The sequence below is a fragment of the Pseudoalteromonas sp. Of7M-16 genome (assembly GCF_022347805.1).
Taxonomy (GTDB): domain Bacteria; phylum Pseudomonadota; class Gammaproteobacteria; order Enterobacterales; family Alteromonadaceae; genus Pseudoalteromonas; species Pseudoalteromonas luteoviolacea_F.
The window spans coordinates 53,493-71,262 of sequence record NZ_JAKRFY010000024.1 but is presented as its reverse complement, the minus strand read 5'-3'; the positions used below and the strand labels follow the sequence as shown (position 1 = coordinate 71,262).

The following is a 17,770-nucleotide window of genomic DNA, read 5'->3' as shown; positions in this document are numbered from 1 at the left end:
ACCATTTAACCATAAAAAGAAGGATGAACTTTACGCTTGGGTGTGATCAAAAAAGGAGCAGTTCAATTCGCTTTTTAAAAAATAAGAATTGGATAGCCCCTTTTCTGTGGCTGCTATTACTGGTGTAGCAATATTGCTGCAGGCACGCTTGTGGTTGGGTAAGTTGTTTTACGATTCAGAGTATCTGAGTCTTTGCCAAACCAGTGCGTGTTTAAGTCGACGATGCCGCTTGCCCCGGCTCGCGCAACAGCATTGAGTTCTACACCGACCTTGAAAATCCCAATTGGAATTCCCAATTTGAAAGTGGCACTGTCGTCAAGTGCGTCAGCTATCCGATAGCGGATCCGAATGGTTTGCAGGCACTTTTTCTCGCTAGCATCGAGATCTTTATCGGCGGCTATCGCAGCGCTCGAACGGTCAACAAGTTGGCTGCGCGCATATTTGCAAAGTTTCGGCTCGATATTGCTATCCCAGGTAATTGGCGCGCTTGAGCCTTCACCGACTGCAAAAGTGCTTTCTAACAAGAGTACAGGAGCCGGTAACTTGCTTTGTGTGATCCATTGCCCCGCTGTAATTGCGGTCATTAAATCGGTTGTCGATACATGTAGCAGATCAGCAAGTGTATTAAGCAGCTTGTCGCTACCGGGCTCATTGGCGATGATTTTTTCTAGGTTTGCTACTGTAATGGAATAGCCATAAGTCAACCCAGTGCCTTTTTCCAATGTGACTTCTTCAGCTTTTAACACTGGCTGCCAAGTAAATTGTGCCGATTGATAACCTAAAGTATTAACCAAGACCTTATCTTTGGTTGTTTCAGCCTTTTTACCGGAGACTTTTTTCACCGGATCTAAACCTGCTAGAGAGATTTTTAGCGCTGCCTCGCCTGTGATGGCAGCTTGAGAATAGGTGATACTGCTATCTTGAGTAAAAATGCGCTCACAGATCTGCTCTTCGTTATCTGTTGGTGCGATTTCAAATTGTTGTAAGCGGTAGCTGGTCCATTTTTTCTCGCCATTGACACTAACCCCCGCAGTAGTGGCAAGTGACAGCGCTGGCGTGGCTTTGCCGGCGAGTGCCATTTTGGCACCAGCACCAGCACTAGCAGCATGGCCCCACAGGTTGACGAAACTTAGGCGATTGCGTCTGAGCGCGTAGTCAGGTGCTGGTGGAGGAGACTTATCGGATTTGTTCTGGAAATAAGCGACGACTTTTTGGTGGTGAATAACCTCTGTGAGCAACTCATTGAGCTTTGATGGGTCCAAAGAAAGGGCTTGTTTTACCCAAGTAATGGCATTTTCCCAATCGTTCAAGCTGGCAAAGCCACTAAGCCCTTTGCTGGGCAACAATAAGTTGAAGCCTTGCTGTTCGAAATATTGCAACGCAGTCATTTTCATTTCGCGCTTTTCAGTTTTATTAAATCGGCGCACAATCCAATTCTTTTCCTGCTGGGTTGCGATTTGCTGAGCCAAGTCATCTAATGTGGTGATTATCTCTTGTTTGTCGCCACGGTCATTAATGGCTTGAATGTGCAGGAGCCATGCACTGGCATCGGACAAACTCAGTAGCAGTTGTTCAAACGGAATATTGCCGCCAGTTATGGCCTTTTGAATGGTTTGCCAGAAGCTCAAATCTTTAAACAATGGACCTATGGTTTTGCTCTCACGGTCAAAGAATTGTTTGATCCTAGATTTACTGCCTGTTTTGCTGCCATAGTCGACCAAATCAAAGAAAATCTCCTCAAGAGACGGATCTCTCACGCTGTTATACCAAGAGGGGTAGGGGTCTCTTAGCATCATTAATTCGCCGTGATACTTGGCATTTGCTTCAGCCCCAATATTGGCTGATGCTTCAAGGCCTATCTGTTCTAAGGCCATGGTGCCATAAGTACCAAATTGCTGTTGTGCCTGTTGCTTTTGAGTCTCTTTTTCTTCTTTACTGGTCATCATGTTACTCGATTGACCCGAAGTGTCGATTGAAGTGGACGCTTTGAGACCAATAGAAGCACCGATACCTAACTCCATTTCCCATAGCTCGCCTTTTGCGGTCATCAAACAGATGGGGTGGACATCGCGCACGCAGGGTTGGCGAGTGAGAGCGACCAGCACCTCGCTGGCACCCGATGCTTTTACACTAACTTTGGCATCCGCTGTGGCAAATCCGGGTAGCACTGCTTTTCCAATATCTACCCCGAAATCAATACCCACACCGACACCTTTGGCGCCGTAGCCATGAGAAGCCTGACCTACAAAGTCCAGTCCGGTAACGACGAAGGTGTCCAGCATTTGTTGCTGGGTTATCTGAGTCGGCTTTTCGATATTGTTTGCTTTGCCGTATCGGATCAAAAGTTGTTCGCCTAGCAACTGCCCCGACGAGGCGCCTTTGGCGATTTGCCTAACGGCAGAGATGGGACTTGCGGATGAGTTGTCACTCGGACTTGCCCTGCCTTGAAGAGGGTTGTTCGACATCGGTTCGCTCCTTTATTGGTTGGCTCTATAGTCACAGAGCATGAGCTTACACACTTGCCTAACTGCATACACAGGGAGAACTCTGAGGATTGAAGGGAAAAAACGCAAGCTAGTGTGAGTCGAATATTGCAGGGGAGGTTCATGCCCGCTTTACGCGCAATTCAAATCCACAGCAAGTTATAGGGATACTAAGAAAAGGCAATTAAATTGCTTCGGTAACAGTTTAAACCACCAGTCGTGATGAGTTGTCAGTGGTTGCACTACTATCGAATTGTACATAGTACATATATTAGAAACACCTACTTAACTTAAACGTAATTTACTTACCTTTCTGATACCTTTTATGCCGTGTTTAAGAATAATTAAATCCATAACAAAAACCATAGAAGGAAACGTAAAATGCACAAGGCAATTAATAAGGCGGCTGATCATAATGTAAGTGATGAGCATGAAACGATTTATGCCCTTATCAAGCGGCAATCACAACAGGCCCCAAACAGTATCGCAATCATCGATGGGACTGAAGAAATTTCCTATGTACAGCTTATGTCTGCGGCTTGGACAATCGCAGCTGCCATTGAAGCCCAGAGCATTCCGCAGGCCTCTCTCATTGCCGTGTGTATGTCGAGAAAGTGGCAATTAATTGCTGCGATGATTGGCATACACAAGGCGGGTTGTGCATACATCCCGCTTGATCCAAGTTATCCAAAAAGCCGTGTAGAGTATATGTTGTCTCACTCCAAAGCACAGGCTGCCATTGTCGATAACAGTGACACCGCTGCACTTTGTACACACGTGAAAACCTGCATTAGTCTGGATTCGCTCGATCTATCCCAGCAAAGTGTTGAACCTAATTATTGTCCAAAATACGATGATTTGGCCTACGTTATTTACACCTCGGGTTCTACAGGAAACCCAAAGGGAGTTGCGATTGAACATCAAAACCTTGTGGCTATGAGCCACGCGTTAAGTAACTTGTTTGGGCCGCAGGAATTAGCAGGAGTATTGGCTGCGGCATCAGTGTGTTTTGATACATCTGTGATGGAGACTCTGGGTACTTTGTCTTTGGGTGGCACCGTTATTCTTGCACAAAATGCACTCGCACTGACATCACTCCCTCGTGCAAATAAAGTCAAAGCCTGCGTTATGGTCCCCTCATCCATGCAGGCAATACTCAATAGTGGGCCGCTACCAGAAAATATCGAATGTGTGGTATTTGGAGGAGAAGCGCTCAAATCCGCGCTGGTTGACAAAGTGCACAGTCTCAGTCCAAGGCCACGGGTTGTCAATGCGTACGGTCCCACTGAAGACACCATATTTTCAACGTTAAAAGACATAGCCGTGGGCGCAAAAACAATCCCAATTGGTCGACCCGTTGGAAGCTCTGTTGCTTACATCTTAGATGATACGCTTCAGCCCGTCAGTAAGGGGATGGCAGGGGAGTTGTGTCTTGGTGGTAATAAGTTGGCACGAGGGTATTTGAATGATGATGAGCAAACACGAACTCGCTTTGTTGAAGTACAAGTCGACGAACACCTGCCTAAACAAAGACTCTACAAAACAGGTGATTTATGCCGCTGGAACGATGACGGTGACATTGAGTTTTTAGGGAGAATAGATCAACAGGTAAAGATCCGTGGGTTCAGAATTGAGCTTGGTGAAATAGAATCCAAGATTGAGTCACTCCCATTTATTCGCGCTGCGGCTGTGAGTGCTGTAGAGAGTGATTCAGGGCAAAAATCACTTGTCGCATATTTAGTAGAGCAACAAGATGCGCCTAGCCACGAGAATTTAAAGTCGTTGCTTTTAGAGCAATTACCAAGTTACATGGTGCCACAACTTTATATGTCTTTGGACGCACTGCCACTGTTACCCAATGACAAATTAGATCGCAGTAAGCTGCCCGATTTGGCTCAAGTGAGGCATGCTAGTCAAACTCACCAGTTAGCTCAAAGTTCACCTGCAAATCATGGGCAATTTTCCAAGACGGTTTCACTTATTCAACAGGCGGTTGCGGCATTACTGGGTGTGGCTGATCTAACCTTGATCAATCAGGATCACAGCTTTGATAGTTTAGGGGTTGATTCGTTAAGTTTGATGGAGCTTGCAAGCAGAATAAACAGCGCGCTTGGTTCATCTTTAACCCCTGCCATCATTTTAACTTTTCCAACACCCGCATTACTTGCAAATCATTTGTTGGCAGGTTGTTCACAAGCGCAGTTGACTGTAAATGAGGCTACACCCGATGTTGAAACATTGAGCCAGTTTCAAACCTTATTGCAATCCAGCCATCCGACATTTGGCTGTGCGAGTGTACAGGCCTGGAGTATTGACGATAAAAGCGTGTTAGTTGAGGCAATATTGAGCATGGTCAACCGTTTACGCCGTAACCCTTATGGTAAAGTGTTGCACACAGGCAGCGCGTCTAGAGGTCTTATTGGTGACAGTTACAATGACGAGCAGCGAGAGTCCATAATTTGGTCGACTAACTTGTATTTTGGGTTTAATCGCGACCCGCAGGTTATCGCACAAGCTTCTGATGCACTGCAAACTTATGGCACCGGGATGGGGATATCGGCAGCTGCCACAGGCATGACAGGTCAGCATGTCGAGTTCGAAAAAGAGTTTGCCAAACTCGTAGGCAAAGACAGTGCCTGCCTTTTTCCAACAGGGTATACAGCGAATCTGGGGGCAATTTCAGGGATCCTCGGAGCAAATGACGTAGTTGTGATAGATCAACTTTGTCATGCCTCTATTGTTGACGGTGCTAGGTTGAGTGGCGCAACTATCCGCACGTTTAAGCACAATGACAAAGACGACCTTGCAAGCGTTTTAGAACAGGAACAATCTCCATATCGCACCACCTTAGTCGTATTAGAAAGTGTATACAGTATGGGAGAGGGCATTGCACCTGTTGCAGAAATAGTAAAAACGGCAAAGCAACATGGTGCACTTGTTCTGGTCGATGAAGCTCACTCATTTGGTTTCTACGGCGAACGAGGTGCTGGCGTTTGTGCACAGCAGGGGGTTAGCGATCAGGTCGATTTTATTATGACCACTTTAAGCAAGGCGATGGGGAGTATTGGGGGAGTTATCGCAGCCAGTGAAAAGCACGTAAACCTGCTTAAGTCAGCGTCGAGAGCTTATATCTTTCAAGCATCAATTAGTCCCGCGGATATTGCCGCTGCGCTTGCGTCTCTGCGTATTTTACAAAGTGACGATGCGATGAGAGCGCAGCTTTGGGATCGTACTCGTTATATGCGTAATAAATTCAAGCAAGCAGGCTTTGATCTTGGCACTGGTGATGGGCCAATAGTGACGCCTCACTTTGGAGACAAAGACAAGTTATATGCCATTGTTCAAAGTTTGTATCAACGAGGTGTGCAAACCTTGGCGGTTACCTATCCCATTGTTGAAAAAGGGCGTGGGCGTTTGCGGTTTATTTGTTCGGCATCTCATACCTATGAAGATATTGATTATACAGTTAACGCACTCATCGAAGCAGAACAGGAAGTCAATGCGCATTTTTCTGCGCTTGCAAAAAGTAGCAGCAATACAGCACTAGAGGAGCTTGTAACAGCAGCACCTAATTTAAAACGCTGGCTAGATGGATTTGTTTATTATCTTAAGGCTTACCTAAGAAGCACTGAAAACCAGCTGCCTGAGTTGACTGTTACTATATGCCTTAACTCAAATGACCCCACTGCTACCTTGGTGATAAAAAATAAGGAAGTGCATATTTTGTACAATCAAAAGAGCGATTTAGCATATTGTGAGTTGCATATCACAAGCCTAGAGGCACTACAGGCGCTAGTCACTGGTGATGTACAGGGGTTGCTTGAAGCTGTGTGCCAAAGTGGCTGCACTTTGAAAGGGCAGACCGAAGCGTTTGTATGGTTTATGGCAAGGTTTATTGAGCAAAGTAGCCATCGCGTAACTACACATCAAAATAGCGAAGTAGCAGAGCTTGTTTAGTTAATTACCGATGTGATAAATGGGTCAAGTGGTGCTCGATAATACTACCGTCAATTTAAAAGGACTATTGCGCAACTATCTTGGCCCATGTTTACACGCTGTAGGTCGTATCAGCCCAGTCAACGACATAGACTAATTAATGTTGTTGATTAGATTTATCGCGTGCCGTTAAGGCGGTATCTCAACATAAACTATGTTAATTAAAGATAGTCGCTCCCATTCAAAAAATAGTTTAAAAGTTGGGCAAAGTAATGCATTAAAAATTATTTATTATTGCGGTGGTAAATTGGCATTTTGCGCTTTTTCGTGGCAAATTGTTAGCCAACATTTATTGCGTTGATTACATCGGCGCGGGTTATAAAAGAAGAGGTCGTAGTGAAAGTTAGTTTGATATTGTCGTTAATTTTGATTTTATGCTCATGCGCTAGTTCAAGCGATAAGCAACAGCAAGCGATTGGAGATGGCTATGTTATTTTGTCTTTTGATATTAATGAGCAGGGCCAAACTGAAAATATTGAGGTCGTAGAATCTAGCCACGAGGGATTTTTTGACAATGAAGCAATAAACTCCCTAAAAAAGTGGAAGTACAGGCCTAAATTGGTAAATGGCGTACCAACTAAAAAAGAAAATCAAAAAGTTCAGCTCGAATTTAAAATAAAAAAAGATTAAAAGTTTAGATTCAGAAGTTTATTCAGGCCGGAGGGAAGCCAGAGTATCGCACCTACCGGCTTTGGCTTGTCTAATTTAACCTATGAAACACAAGGGCCGCACCATAAATATGAAGGCAGTTTTTGCTGGTTTTAAGTGAACATCAAAAAATAGGAGGTGATAATTAACCTCTATTAAATAGCTCTGGTTTAGTCACCGTAACTAAATAGCACGTCAAAAATCGGGGTTAAAGTTATTGCTTCACAACACATTTAACAATGAGTAAGTATTGTGAAGCAAGTCATCTGCTCTTAAGCTATTTGCTTGATTAATTTATTATTCACTTTCTTTGCTTTTTGTGTCACTGGAATCAGTCAATTTTTCGTGGTTTCTGTCTTTTTTGACATTTTTTGACACCAGTGAAGAGTTGTATTTGTTTTGTATTGTGCTTTTATTTTTCATGGGCGCAGGATCATTTGATTGCTCAGTTGAATACCAATGCTCAAGAACACTGTACGCGTCCCAAGAATCAAGATCTTCTTTCATTTGAAAATCAAACTGATTACTACCTATTAACGCACCGTCAGTTGGTAAGGTGTTTGAAAGCCGATTAAAGTGAACATTGGTAAAGTACTCCCAAATATGATCAGGGATGTCTTTTTGTGTAAACCTAATTTCTGGCTTAGGTACCGTTTTCTTCTTAGAGAGGATTAGTTTAACTAAATCACTGTCCAGTTTGTATGAGTAGTTGTAGTGTATATCTTCTCTATTGGTCTCATCATGGGTTGGTTTTGAAACGAGTACACCAGATTCATCAAAGTCTATTGTGAAAGCTGCTTTTTCAGACTTAAGTTCATTATTAACAGTATTGAGCCAATCAATTTGAGAATCTTTAAGGTTATTTTGTAATTCGGTATTGCTGTTTTTGAGTTGCTCGACTTCCGCCATTAATTTCGAGAGCTGGTCATTTTCTTTTTTTCTCTCTTGTTTGAGGTTTTCGTGTAATTTTACCTCTTCATCCCAGCCTGACTTATTGGCCTTTGCATCATCGGCTGCTTGTGAGTATTCATTTTTCAAATCATTATACGCATTGATACTGGGCCTCTCTTTAAGCTCCACTTGTATATTGTTAAAGGCCTCTTGAGTCGGTCGAGAATCTCGCTCTGCAGTTAACTTATCGAACGCTTCTTGTGTTGGCCGGGACTCTAACTCTTTTACCTCATCTTTCAATTGCTTAATTGTTTTTTCGTGCGCTTCAATATCTGCATCATAAGCTTTTTTATCTGCTTTATGGCTGGCTCTAAGGGTATCAAGCTCATCTTTCGATATTGGTTGTTCACCTTCGAGTTTGATCTGCAGTTCTTTAAATTTAAAGTTAAGCTCTTTGGTAAATTTAAAGATATACATGTCCAAATAAGGCCAAATAAAGACATAAAATCCGGTTATCAATAACGGAAGTACCAGTCGATACCATTCAAATTTAGTATAGTAACTGGTTATATTTGCTTGTTGTACATCCCAAGGAACATTGGAAAATACCAGCAATACCATATCTATATTCACGACAGCCCATGTAAATATGAAAGTACCTAAAAAAGGGCTAGATAACCGCTTGGCAAGCGTTATGGTTAGGAAGTCTCGAAACTCTTGAAACATTTAAATATTTCCTTTTACAAACTCATTGGTGCGACCTTGAATTGCTTCAATGCGATCTTGTCTTTCTATTTCTGCCGGAGTTGGTGGATATTCAGTATGCCACTTTACGAGCAATGGCAACATGTCCTTATGTGGTAAGTCATAGTAGTGGATCATGTATAGCAAACTGCGTGCAACTTGACCTTTAATTTCGTCTCTTGGCTCAACAATTGCCTTCTTACCCAATGTGCGCTCAAAGTCGCAGCTATCGTTTTTAAAATAAGGATTATTTTCTGGGATCGTACCAAAGGGGAGGCTTTGTCGGCTTGTTTTATAGCGTTTATCTGCGGGCCATAGATTATGTAAGTCTGATGTCGCTTCACGGTATTTATCGTGTTTACAACTTTTGCGTGATGTGCACTTTAACGACTCGGCAATCCAAGCTGCAGGATATATGTGCTCAAGTGTTACCTTTTCACCTGCTTTTTTGGGTTTACCACAATAGAAAGTTTCATAATCCTGATTGTACAATTTTATCCAGAAAACTTTGTCGCGCACTTTTTTATACTCAGATTCATCAGCAAAAGTCGGGGAGATCATTACCAGCCCTGCTAATAAAAAAAAGATATGTTTCATCAATTAATCCTTATATTCTGAACCTGTTACGCAGTGCAAGACCTATTAAAAACACCAGCGCAACAGATGCAAGAGATTGTACCCCAGCTACAACAAACACCATGTGAGGGACGTCCACAACTAGTTTACCGTCAATCAAGGTGCCGTAAAGTGCTTGAGATGACTCTGTACGTGCATCTTTTGAACTCGGTATTATGGAGAACATTTGAGAAAAAGAAAATATGAGTGCATCAAAGGAAATTTCTTTGTTATTGGATGCTGTTGCATATATTGGGGCGCATACTAACCAGAGTAAAATGAGTGAGACTATGGGTCGCAAAACACTACGCCCATAATCGCCAAGCTTTTGAAACAGAAACTCAGTGAAAAGTTGGTGCCAAGGCGTTTCAATCCAGCGGCTACATTTCATTTCCTCAATATGTAGGTCTAAAGCAAGCTTATGATGTTTGTTACTTTCAGCCAATTCCTTAAGTCGTCTTAGTCGATCTATATCTTGCCTATCAGCCGCAGTAGTTTGGGCTAACCAAGGGAATTTTTTCGCCATTATTCTTGAGAGTTTTATCGCTTTTTTAGTGCTTGAGAACCTAAGTTGGGAACCAAGCCAAATCCGCCGTAACCCGATGAGAGTTTTTACAAATAACTTTCCTTTATTGCGCATTTTGGGTTTAACAGAGAAGTGGCTCAAGCTTAGCTGGTGGGAAAGTTTTGTATTGGTAAAGTCAGGAATGCAGTGGAACTCATTGCCATCCATGTCAACAGGGCCTTCAAAAGTCGTAAATTTGAAAGATAAGCCACTAATTTTATTTACTTTTACAAGGTTAGAAAATTCTAGCCGTCCTAGAATTTTGGCTGATGCCAGGCTTACATCGCCCTTCCCAAATTGTACATTGGAAAAGCCAATAGTACCCTCCCCAAATTGTGTACCGTAAAAGCTGACATCGCCTTGTTCAAACTGTACGCCATCAAAGTAAACATCACCCGTACCAAATTGTGTTCCGTAAAAATTAACAAACCCTTGGCCAAATTGTGCACCTTCAAAGCTAACATTGCCCTCACCAAATTGCGCACAGTAAAAGTAAACATTGCCCCTACCAAACAGGGTGTTGTAAAAGTAAGCATCACCCTCACCAAATTGTGTAGAGTAAAAGTTAACGTCGCCCTCACCAAATTGTGCAAACTCAAAGCTAACAATACCTTTACTAAATTGTGCTCGAGAAAAGTCTATTTCGCCTTGACCAAATTGAGCATTGTAAAAATAAGCACTACCAATGCCGAATAGCGCACCTTCAAAGCTAATATCACCCTCACCGAATTGTGCACTGGAAAAGTCAACGTCACCCTCTCCAAATCGCGCTCGATCAAAGTAAACATCACCTTTGCCAAACTGTGCACGGGAAAAGTTAACATGACCTTTTGGGAACATGTAACGCTCAAACGAAACCTTGTCATACTGCCTAAAATCAGCATCTACAAAGCTGATATCAGCAACAGGATTGTCTGCTACCCACTGATTCCAGATATCGACACCTTCTAGCCAAAGGTTTATCGCTGCTTGACCCTCGAGTATTGTCTTTTTGTTGTCATCTCTTGCCATGGGGTTTATTGCTCCTTGGTGCTTGTGGGGGTTAAATTTACGTTTCTTTTTCAATCATATCAATGGGGTCAGAGTCGTTGATTTGTTGACATAGCTCATTTACTGGCATGAGATTTAGAGCCTTGCAAAGCAGAATAAAGCTGGCATAAGTGAGAGCGGTATTTTGCAGATGAGAATCGCGTTGAACGAGTATGCCTATATTGGTAACTTACTAAAATTAATGAGAAAAGTGCACTTGATCATTAATGCCTTTTAAATATCATAAATTAGGGATTTATAAAATTACATAGATACACCAAATAGTTTTAAGGAGAAATAGATGAATCCTGCAATTAAAGGGTTAGGGGAAACGGTACTCAGAGTACGTGATCTAGATAAGATGAAAGGCTTTTATTCTAACATTATTGGCCTTGAGCTAATCAAAGAATTACCAAAAGTCGCTTTGTTTAAAATCGCAGAAGGGTACGGGGGACATACGCAAGTATTAGGCTTATTTGCGCAAGAGCTGCCCACCGCATTCGCTAAGGATAACATCAGTTCAATTGAGCCTGCATGCTCAAGCTTACATCACTTCGCATTGGAAATATCATCAGATGACTATTTGGCAGAGAAATCTCGGTTAGAAAAGGCGGGATGTGAAGTGATCACCGCACAGCATAACTGGTGTCATTGGAAGTCTCTTTATGTAAAAGATCCAGAGCAAAATGTCTTAGAGTTAGTGTGTTACGATAGCGCGGCTTTGTAAAAGCGCCGTTTTGCGAATGACGACTTACCCTAAACTAAGCGTTACTCTTTGGGTGTATAAAACCCGGTTAATATATGGCAGTGAACTCGACACAAAAGGGTGGAGCAATTATTAAGTTGAAGAGTCAACAGCCCTTTAAAATTGCTCACTTGAGCATTTGAGGGCAGTTAAATATAGCTGGCAAATGAGCACCAGCCATATTTTTAAGTCAGATTGCCGATTAGTAACACTCTATTAAAACTGAGTTCCAAGGGTTTGGGCTTCCATCAACATATTTATTGCATATACCTTTTGCGAATAGGCTCTCTAGGTGATAGCCAAAACTGGTAAATTCAACAAGGTTGCCGAAGAAAGGAAATTTACCGTAAAAATGCAACTCTCGGAGCATATTATCCAAATTGTAATTGGTTTGTTCTGCTATAAAATTTTGATCTATTTCTTTTAAATTGATTACCCGAGAATCTGGGAAGCCAGGGATCACAACATGCAGGTATTCTTCGTCGTATGCGCCATCAAAAAACTTCACATATTGCATCATTTCTGTTGGAGACAGTTGGTTCATCGCGAGTTTAAAGTCAGTTACTTCAAGCTGCTGCTGAGAGAAATTACGATTGACATAAATTTTGCCAGGTAAAATATCATGCAGTGCGCGCATTACGCCTTGCTCATCGTCGGTAACACTTTGCGCAAGGGCATAGTTAGGAAACCTAGCGTTGGTAAAACGTTCGTAAGACTCAATGACCATACCCATAAAAAACGCTACAGTTTGCTGTCGAGCGATGATATGTGCCTGTTCTTCAGTCATTTGTCTAGACATAAGCAGCGTAGCTTTTTTACCCGCATAAAAACTCACTAGGTTTTGTGTAATTGAATAGACTGCGGCATTTGAAGAGTTTTTGGGGTTGCCACCTTGGTAAATTTTTGTGCCATTGGCATAGTCAAAAATGGTGCTTAAATCAAAACGTCCATTTTCTTCATTTTCTCGTGTTTGTGCATTCCATTGAAATAAGTCATGGGAAGCTAAGCCCATCACGCCTATATCCACCACGCGTACTGGTTTTTTTGCTAGTGCAGGTATAGAAAACAGCAACAACAAGAGTACAGAGAGTAATTTCATTTGGTTATTATCCTTTTAATAAAAATGAGAATTATTATATTTAACTTCTTTTTGTGAATCAATAGAGGGTTTTTGGTGAAATAAATGTGAATCAAAGGCTTTTGATACATAAAATACGTAGGTGAAATAAATAAAATTAGCGCCTGAGCTGTACGCTCAGATCAGCGCATTAGAATGGATTGGCAAGGAAAGCGCGGCAACTTGCTTGCAAAATGGCTACTTCCCATCGGGTTGATAGGAAGCTGGTTTATGAATGTTGTTGTTTATGAAGTGGGGTTAACTTTTGCCATATTTTTAATCCAATCGCTGATCACTTCAATTGAGGTTTGTTGGCCATTTAATAGCCTAAGTAATAAGCCGCCCATCACTAATGCATAGGCCTGTTCTGATTGCTCACTGCCAACTATGGTCGCAAGTTCATCCATAAAACGTGAGTCTGCTTTTTGCAGTAATTTATCGTCGGCGATATCCTGCGGATCGCGGTTTTTTATATATTCTAATAGCAGTACCATTTCGCCTTGAAATCGGCTGTCTAAGGTAGAGATGATTGCGTGTAATGCATCTGCTTTGGATGTGGGTATGCTTTGCTCATCTGCTGTGCCATATAAGCTGTGCTTTTGTGTGACTATTTCCGTACTTGCTTCAAACAAGTCTTTTTTACTCGGAAAGTAGTGATACAAAGCACTTTTAGAAACACCTAATGCCTCTGCAATGCCACGCATCCCTAAGCCGTTGTATCCGTGCTCTGTAAAGATATCTATGGCTTTTGTGGCCAGCTCAATCCGATATGCGTCTCGGTCAATAACTTTTGGCATCGTTTAGCTCATGATCTATCTAATAATTCTACTCAGCCCAGTATAACGCATAAATATATTATGGACCAAGTGGACTAAAAAGGTTGATCAAACTTTGCGCTTGTGATTATTATATAGTCCAAGTGGTCGATAAAAATATGCGGCTAATTTTGGCTTTTGTAAGTAGAGGTAAAAATGTCACAAGATAAACACATCATTAATGGGGCAAAGATTGACTGGCACTGTATGGGTAAGTTTAATTTTACGGCAGGGTTTAGTCCGACCAAGGCTGAAAGTGCAATCGCCAATTATGCTGCGTTTTTAGCGCCGGTCATTCTATATTTTGCGCTGTGGCGTACACTCGATTGGTCGGTGTTACAGTATGTCGTTGCCAGTTTTTTGGCATTGGATATGGTAGGAGGTGTGCTGACCAATTCTTTAGGATCGATGAAACGGTTTTTACATACAAATCAAACCCTAGAGCTGAACTTTTTAGGTACGCTGGTAGGCAGTAAGTTTTTATTCCCAGCGATACATTTTCAGATTTTTGCAGTACCACTGTGTTTTGATGTCAGTTGGTCATACGCATTTTTCTGGTATGGATTGATGATGTTGTCAGTTGTGTTGATCCATTGTTTACCACAGTATATTCATCGGCCCGTTGCTCTGCTTATTGTTATGTTCTCGATTATGTTGAGTCAATTGGTTTTTGTCGGCCCGCCGGGGCTTGAATGGTTGGCGTCAATTTACATTATTAAGCTGGTTTTATCTCACGGTGTGCGCGAGGAACCCTACAGACCAAATGTAGAAGCCAGTTAGTAGTATTATGAGTGTTTAGCCTGCGTAGGGGTTGTGACGCAGGCTAAGCTAGCGGGCAGTGCGCAGTTAATAGCAAAACGCCATCAAAATATAGAAGGCAGGCTTATTTAAAGTATTTAGCAAAGTGCGTTAAAACAAAGTTTTTAAAAGCGATGATCCGTGCAGATTGATGTTTATCCTGTAGGTAGAGCAAATAAAACGGTGTTGGCTCTGGCTGCCAATTTTTAAATATTGGAACAAGGCGCCCTTGCTGAACTTCATCGGTGCAATACACATTTGGTACGCGAATTATGCCGTTGCCAAGTAGTGCGCCGTGGAGCATTACTCGACCATTTTTGCAGGCTAAATCAGCGTTTACACTGATATTTTGCCTCGCCCCAGATGATGAATTTACAAAGCTCCATTGGTTCATGCTGCCAGCTATACATTTGTGCCTGTCTAAGTTTTTAGGCTCTGTAGGGCGACCGTACTTTTCAATATAGTCTGGGCTGGCAAATGTGCCGACTTCAATATCTGTCAACTTTCGAGCGATCAGGGCTGAGTCGAATAGTTCTCCCATTCTAAACACAAAATCAAATTCGCCCGAGACCAAGTCAACCCTTTGACTACTGAAATCCAGTACAACGCTTATCTCTGGGTGTGCTTTCATAAAGTCTGACACCAAAGGGCCGATGATGTTTTCGCCGATATAGCCACCAACGCTATTAATTTTAAGTTTCCCCGATAGGCTAGAAGCCTGCTCTTTGGCGCGCTCAATGGCCGATTCAATGCCTAAAAATGACTGCTTGCATTTTTCATAGAAGATCTCACCTGCATCAGTGAGGTGTTGTGTTCGTGTTGTTCTAACCATCAAGCTCACACCCAAGTCAGACTCAAGTTGAGTCAACTGTTTGGAAACGTGGGACCGAGAACAGCGCAGTGTTTGTGCAGCATTGGTAAAACTGCCTGACTCGACCAACACTAAAAAGCTTTTTATATCTGAATAGCTCACGGCTTTATTCATATTACTTGGTCCATAAAGTGACTCTATTGGTAACTTATAGTAAACATTGATGTGAATTGATAAGTATATATCACCAATAGACGATTTTATACAATAGCGTTCGAAGTTGCTTGCAGCTTCATTTACTTGAAAAGTGCTATGTGAAACGAAAAAGGTAAGCTGAACACTCACGTCTGTTTCACCAATAAAGTAGGTCGAATAAGCAACTGTTCGGCGCATAACTGATATTGCAGCGCACTTATTCACAATAACAGAGCTTTGTAGGCAAGACTAACGCATTAAATATTGGAGAAATCGTATGAAAAAACTGGTTGTTATTACCGGAGCAAGTTCGGGTATCGGAGAGGCTATAGCGAGGCGTTTTAGTGCAGCTGGTTACCCACTTTTACTCGTTGCTAGACGTATTGAGAAATTGGTCGCGCTCGACCTACCAAATTGTTTATGTGAACAAGTCGATGTAACGGATAGACAGGCATTTGAAAAAGCGATCGCAAAAGCAGAGGCCCAATATGGCCCTGTCGAGTGCCTTATTAACAATGCTGGCGTCATGTTACTTGGGCAAATTGATACTCAAGAGCGCAGTGAATGGACGAAGATGTTTGATGTTAATGTATTGGCTTTGTTAGGGGGCATGCAAGCTGTGCTTGAGCCTATGAAATCAAGACAAAGTGGGACGATAATTAACGTTAGCTCAATTGCTGGAAAGAAAACATTTCCTAATCATGCGGCGTACTGTGGTACTAAGTTTGCGGTGTCTGCTATCAGTGAAAATGTACGCGAAGAAGTTGCAGAGTTTGGTGTTAGGGTGACAAGTATCTGTCCAGGCGCGGTGGAAACAGAGTTATTAAGTCATACAACTTCAACAGAGATTAAAACCGGTTATGAAGACTGGAAACAGACCATGGGCGGAGCGTTAATCGCGGATGACATCGCCAGAGCTGCACTGTTTATTCAAGAGCAGCCACAATACGTGTGCATTCGAGAGCTTGCAATTGCTGCAACACGTCAGCAACCTTAGCACAGAGAACAAAAGCAACACCGGCATTGAGCTCTTCATGGCAGAGTAATTCACTCTGCCATGGCTGTTGCGCAAGAACTGGTGATTAAGCAGCTCAACACAGTGGGCACTTATGTGAAATAGCCTGAATAACTCCGGCCTTTGTTGTGTAATTAAGTAACCTCATATTTGGCAGCAATGTCCAACTTACTATTCTGTATTTTCTTTGCATGCACTGAATCAACGGAATGCTTTCTCGCCTCAATCATGAATTTGAATATTTGTTTTTACATTTTTGAAACCTTGGGTTAGCATTTTCGCGGGCCGAAAATTTATGAAGTTGAAGGTATATCTAATTTATACATAGAAGTTTGGGCGGTGACTTGTGTCGCTGGAAATGCTCGTTAAAAGCAAACATTGGGAAATTACTTTAGGAGACAGAGCTAAGCCGTCTGCTTTTAGCCTGATGATAGCTTCCAATACAGACGTATTAGATTCTTAAGTCTGAAACAGTTTTTCAAAAAGGAGTATGAAAATGACAGATAATTTACTGAGCCTATTAAATAACAGGCAAAAACTCACCAAAGCACAGCTGGACCAATTTGTACTCGTTCAATGGCAGCAGGGGAAGCACTTTGATCGCTTGCCTTTAAAGGCATTGCCAGACTATAAAAAATTCGACGCTTTTCCTTGGGAAAAAATTGATTGCATGTTGACTAAAATTGTTAAACAACAAGAGGATGGGCTTTCATTCGGCTTTGATATGTTTCCGCCAAAATCAGCGGCCAAAGGGGATATGCATGTTCACCCGTTAAGTAGCCGTTTGATCACTGTGTTGGAGGGCTATGGTACAGCCATTGTGCAAACTTATAAGGGAAAAATGGCAAAAAAAGAAGTGGGGCCAGGTGACGTGATATTGTTTCCACATGCGACGCCACACTGTTTTTGGGGGGCAGAAGATGCCCCCATGGTAGTTGAAGTAATGCTCGGACCCTATGTGCCCTTTGAACATCCACTGCATACTGTGTGCCCTAAAAAAGCGAAAGTCATCGCACAAGATTATCCGGATCTATTTAAACCCTGCCATGTCGATGAATTGGAGCAAGTCGCCAATAGAGTTGTGGCGCTGCAAGCGCAAGGGCTTGTGGAGTTAAGTGAACATAAAGTGATGGAATGGGGAGATGAGTTTATTGATGCATTGGGGGGCTATGAAACACCAGAGCGTGTTTGTGATATTTAACTTTAGGTTGGGTGAATCACCTCAAACGTTTAGCCGACTGGGTGCCTTTGGACGTTATGAACAGGTTTAGCGTGGGTTTACTTGCCTTTTTAAAATCATAAT

At 42.3% G+C, this 17,770-nt stretch carries 13 protein-coding genes; 6 read left to right on the top strand and 7 right to left on the bottom strand.

Annotation, left to right across the window (positions count from 1 at the left end; translation table 11 throughout):
• Positions 1 to 116 precede the first annotated feature (116 nt).
• On the bottom strand, positions 117 to 2,465 hold the full coding sequence (locus MHN81_RS21090; protein ID WP_239426629.1) for a hypothetical protein: 2,349 nt from the start codon (positions 2,463 to 2,465) through the stop codon (positions 117 to 119).
• Positions 2,466 to 2,864: 399 nt separating this feature from the next.
• Between MHN81_RS21090 and MHN81_RS21085 the strand changes: the two genes are divergently transcribed.
• Together MHN81_RS21085 and MHN81_RS21080 are read left to right on the top strand one after the other, a co-directional pair.
• The gene (locus MHN81_RS21085) at positions 2,865 to 6,440 is read left to right on the top strand and encodes an amino acid adenylation domain-containing protein (RefSeq protein ID WP_239426628.1); all 3,576 of its coding nucleotides are present in this window, start codon (positions 2,865 to 2,867) and stop codon (positions 6,438 to 6,440) included.
• Between the two features lie 375 nt (positions 6,441 to 6,815).
• Positions 6,816 to 7,109 (top strand): energy transducer TonB, encoded by a 294-nt coding sequence (locus MHN81_RS21080; protein WP_023401917.1) that lies wholly within the window; start codon positions 6,816 to 6,818, stop codon positions 7,107 to 7,109.
• A gap of 315 nt (positions 7,110 to 7,424) precedes the next feature.
• On the opposite strand, the gene MHN81_RS21075 is transcribed toward MHN81_RS21080, so the two are convergent.
• Genes MHN81_RS21075 through MHN81_RS21065 form a run of 3 tightly spaced genes read right to left on the bottom strand, consistent with a single transcriptional unit; the run spans position 7,425 to position 10,953 of the window.
• Positions 7,425 to 8,744: a hypothetical protein gene (locus tag MHN81_RS21075; RefSeq protein WP_239426627.1), complete on the bottom strand. Its 1,320-nt coding sequence runs from the start codon at positions 8,742 to 8,744 to the stop codon at positions 7,425 to 7,427.
• Complete coding sequence (locus MHN81_RS21070) at positions 8,745 to 9,359, bottom strand: endonuclease (RefSeq protein WP_023401919.1); 615 nt, start codon at positions 9,357 to 9,359, stop codon at positions 8,745 to 8,747. It lies immediately after the preceding gene.
• A 10-nt stretch (positions 9,360 to 9,369) separates the two neighbouring features.
• Positions 9,370 to 10,953 carry a pentapeptide repeat-containing protein gene (locus MHN81_RS21065; RefSeq protein ID WP_023401920.1) on the bottom strand — a complete coding sequence of 528 codons (1,584 nt, stop codon included), beginning with the start codon at positions 10,951 to 10,953 and terminating at the stop codon, positions 9,370 to 9,372.
• Between the two features lie 319 nt (positions 10,954 to 11,272).
• Between MHN81_RS21065 and MHN81_RS21060 the strand changes: the two genes are divergently transcribed.
• Positions 11,273 to 11,698, top strand: a complete 426-nt coding sequence (locus MHN81_RS21060; RefSeq protein WP_239426626.1) for a VOC family protein — start codon at positions 11,273 to 11,275, stop codon at positions 11,696 to 11,698.
• Between the two features lie 220 nt (positions 11,699 to 11,918).
• On the opposite strand, the gene MHN81_RS21055 is transcribed toward MHN81_RS21060, so the two are convergent.
• Both MHN81_RS21055 and MHN81_RS21050 read right to left on the bottom strand, forming a co-directional pair.
• Positions 11,919 to 12,815 carry a hypothetical protein gene (locus MHN81_RS21055; RefSeq protein ID WP_239426625.1) on the bottom strand — a complete coding sequence of 299 codons (897 nt, stop codon included), beginning with the start codon at positions 12,813 to 12,815 and terminating at the stop codon, positions 11,919 to 11,921.
• Positions 12,816 to 13,078: 263 nt separating this feature from the next.
• The gene (locus tag MHN81_RS21050; RefSeq protein WP_023401923.1) at positions 13,079 to 13,630 is read right to left on the bottom strand and encodes a TetR/AcrR family transcriptional regulator; all 552 of its coding nucleotides are present in this window, start codon (positions 13,628 to 13,630) and stop codon (positions 13,079 to 13,081) included.
• Between the two features lie 174 nt (positions 13,631 to 13,804).
• Between MHN81_RS21050 and MHN81_RS21045 the strand changes: the two genes are divergently transcribed.
• Complete coding sequence (locus MHN81_RS21045) at positions 13,805 to 14,428, top strand: hypothetical protein (RefSeq protein ID WP_239426624.1); 624 nt, start codon at positions 13,805 to 13,807, stop codon at positions 14,426 to 14,428.
• 103 nt (positions 14,429 to 14,531) lie between these two features.
• Here the strand turns inward: MHN81_RS21045 and MHN81_RS21040 are convergent, their stop codons facing one another.
• The gene (locus tag MHN81_RS21040) at positions 14,532 to 15,650 is read right to left on the bottom strand and encodes a LysR family transcriptional regulator (protein WP_023401925.1); all 1,119 of its coding nucleotides are present in this window, start codon (positions 15,648 to 15,650) and stop codon (positions 14,532 to 14,534) included.
• 79 nt (positions 15,651 to 15,729) lie between these two features.
• Between MHN81_RS21040 and MHN81_RS21035 the strand changes: the two genes are divergently transcribed.
• Both MHN81_RS21035 and MHN81_RS21030 read left to right on the top strand, forming a co-directional pair.
• On the top strand, positions 15,730 to 16,449 hold the full coding sequence (locus tag MHN81_RS21035) for an SDR family oxidoreductase (protein WP_023401926.1): 720 nt from the start codon (positions 15,730 to 15,732) through the stop codon (positions 16,447 to 16,449).
• Between the two features lie 514 nt (positions 16,450 to 16,963).
• Positions 16,964 to 17,668: a cupin domain-containing protein gene (locus MHN81_RS21030; protein ID WP_023401927.1), complete on the top strand. Its 705-nt coding sequence runs from the start codon at positions 16,964 to 16,966 to the stop codon at positions 17,666 to 17,668.
• Positions 17,669 to 17,770 lie beyond the last annotated feature (102 nt).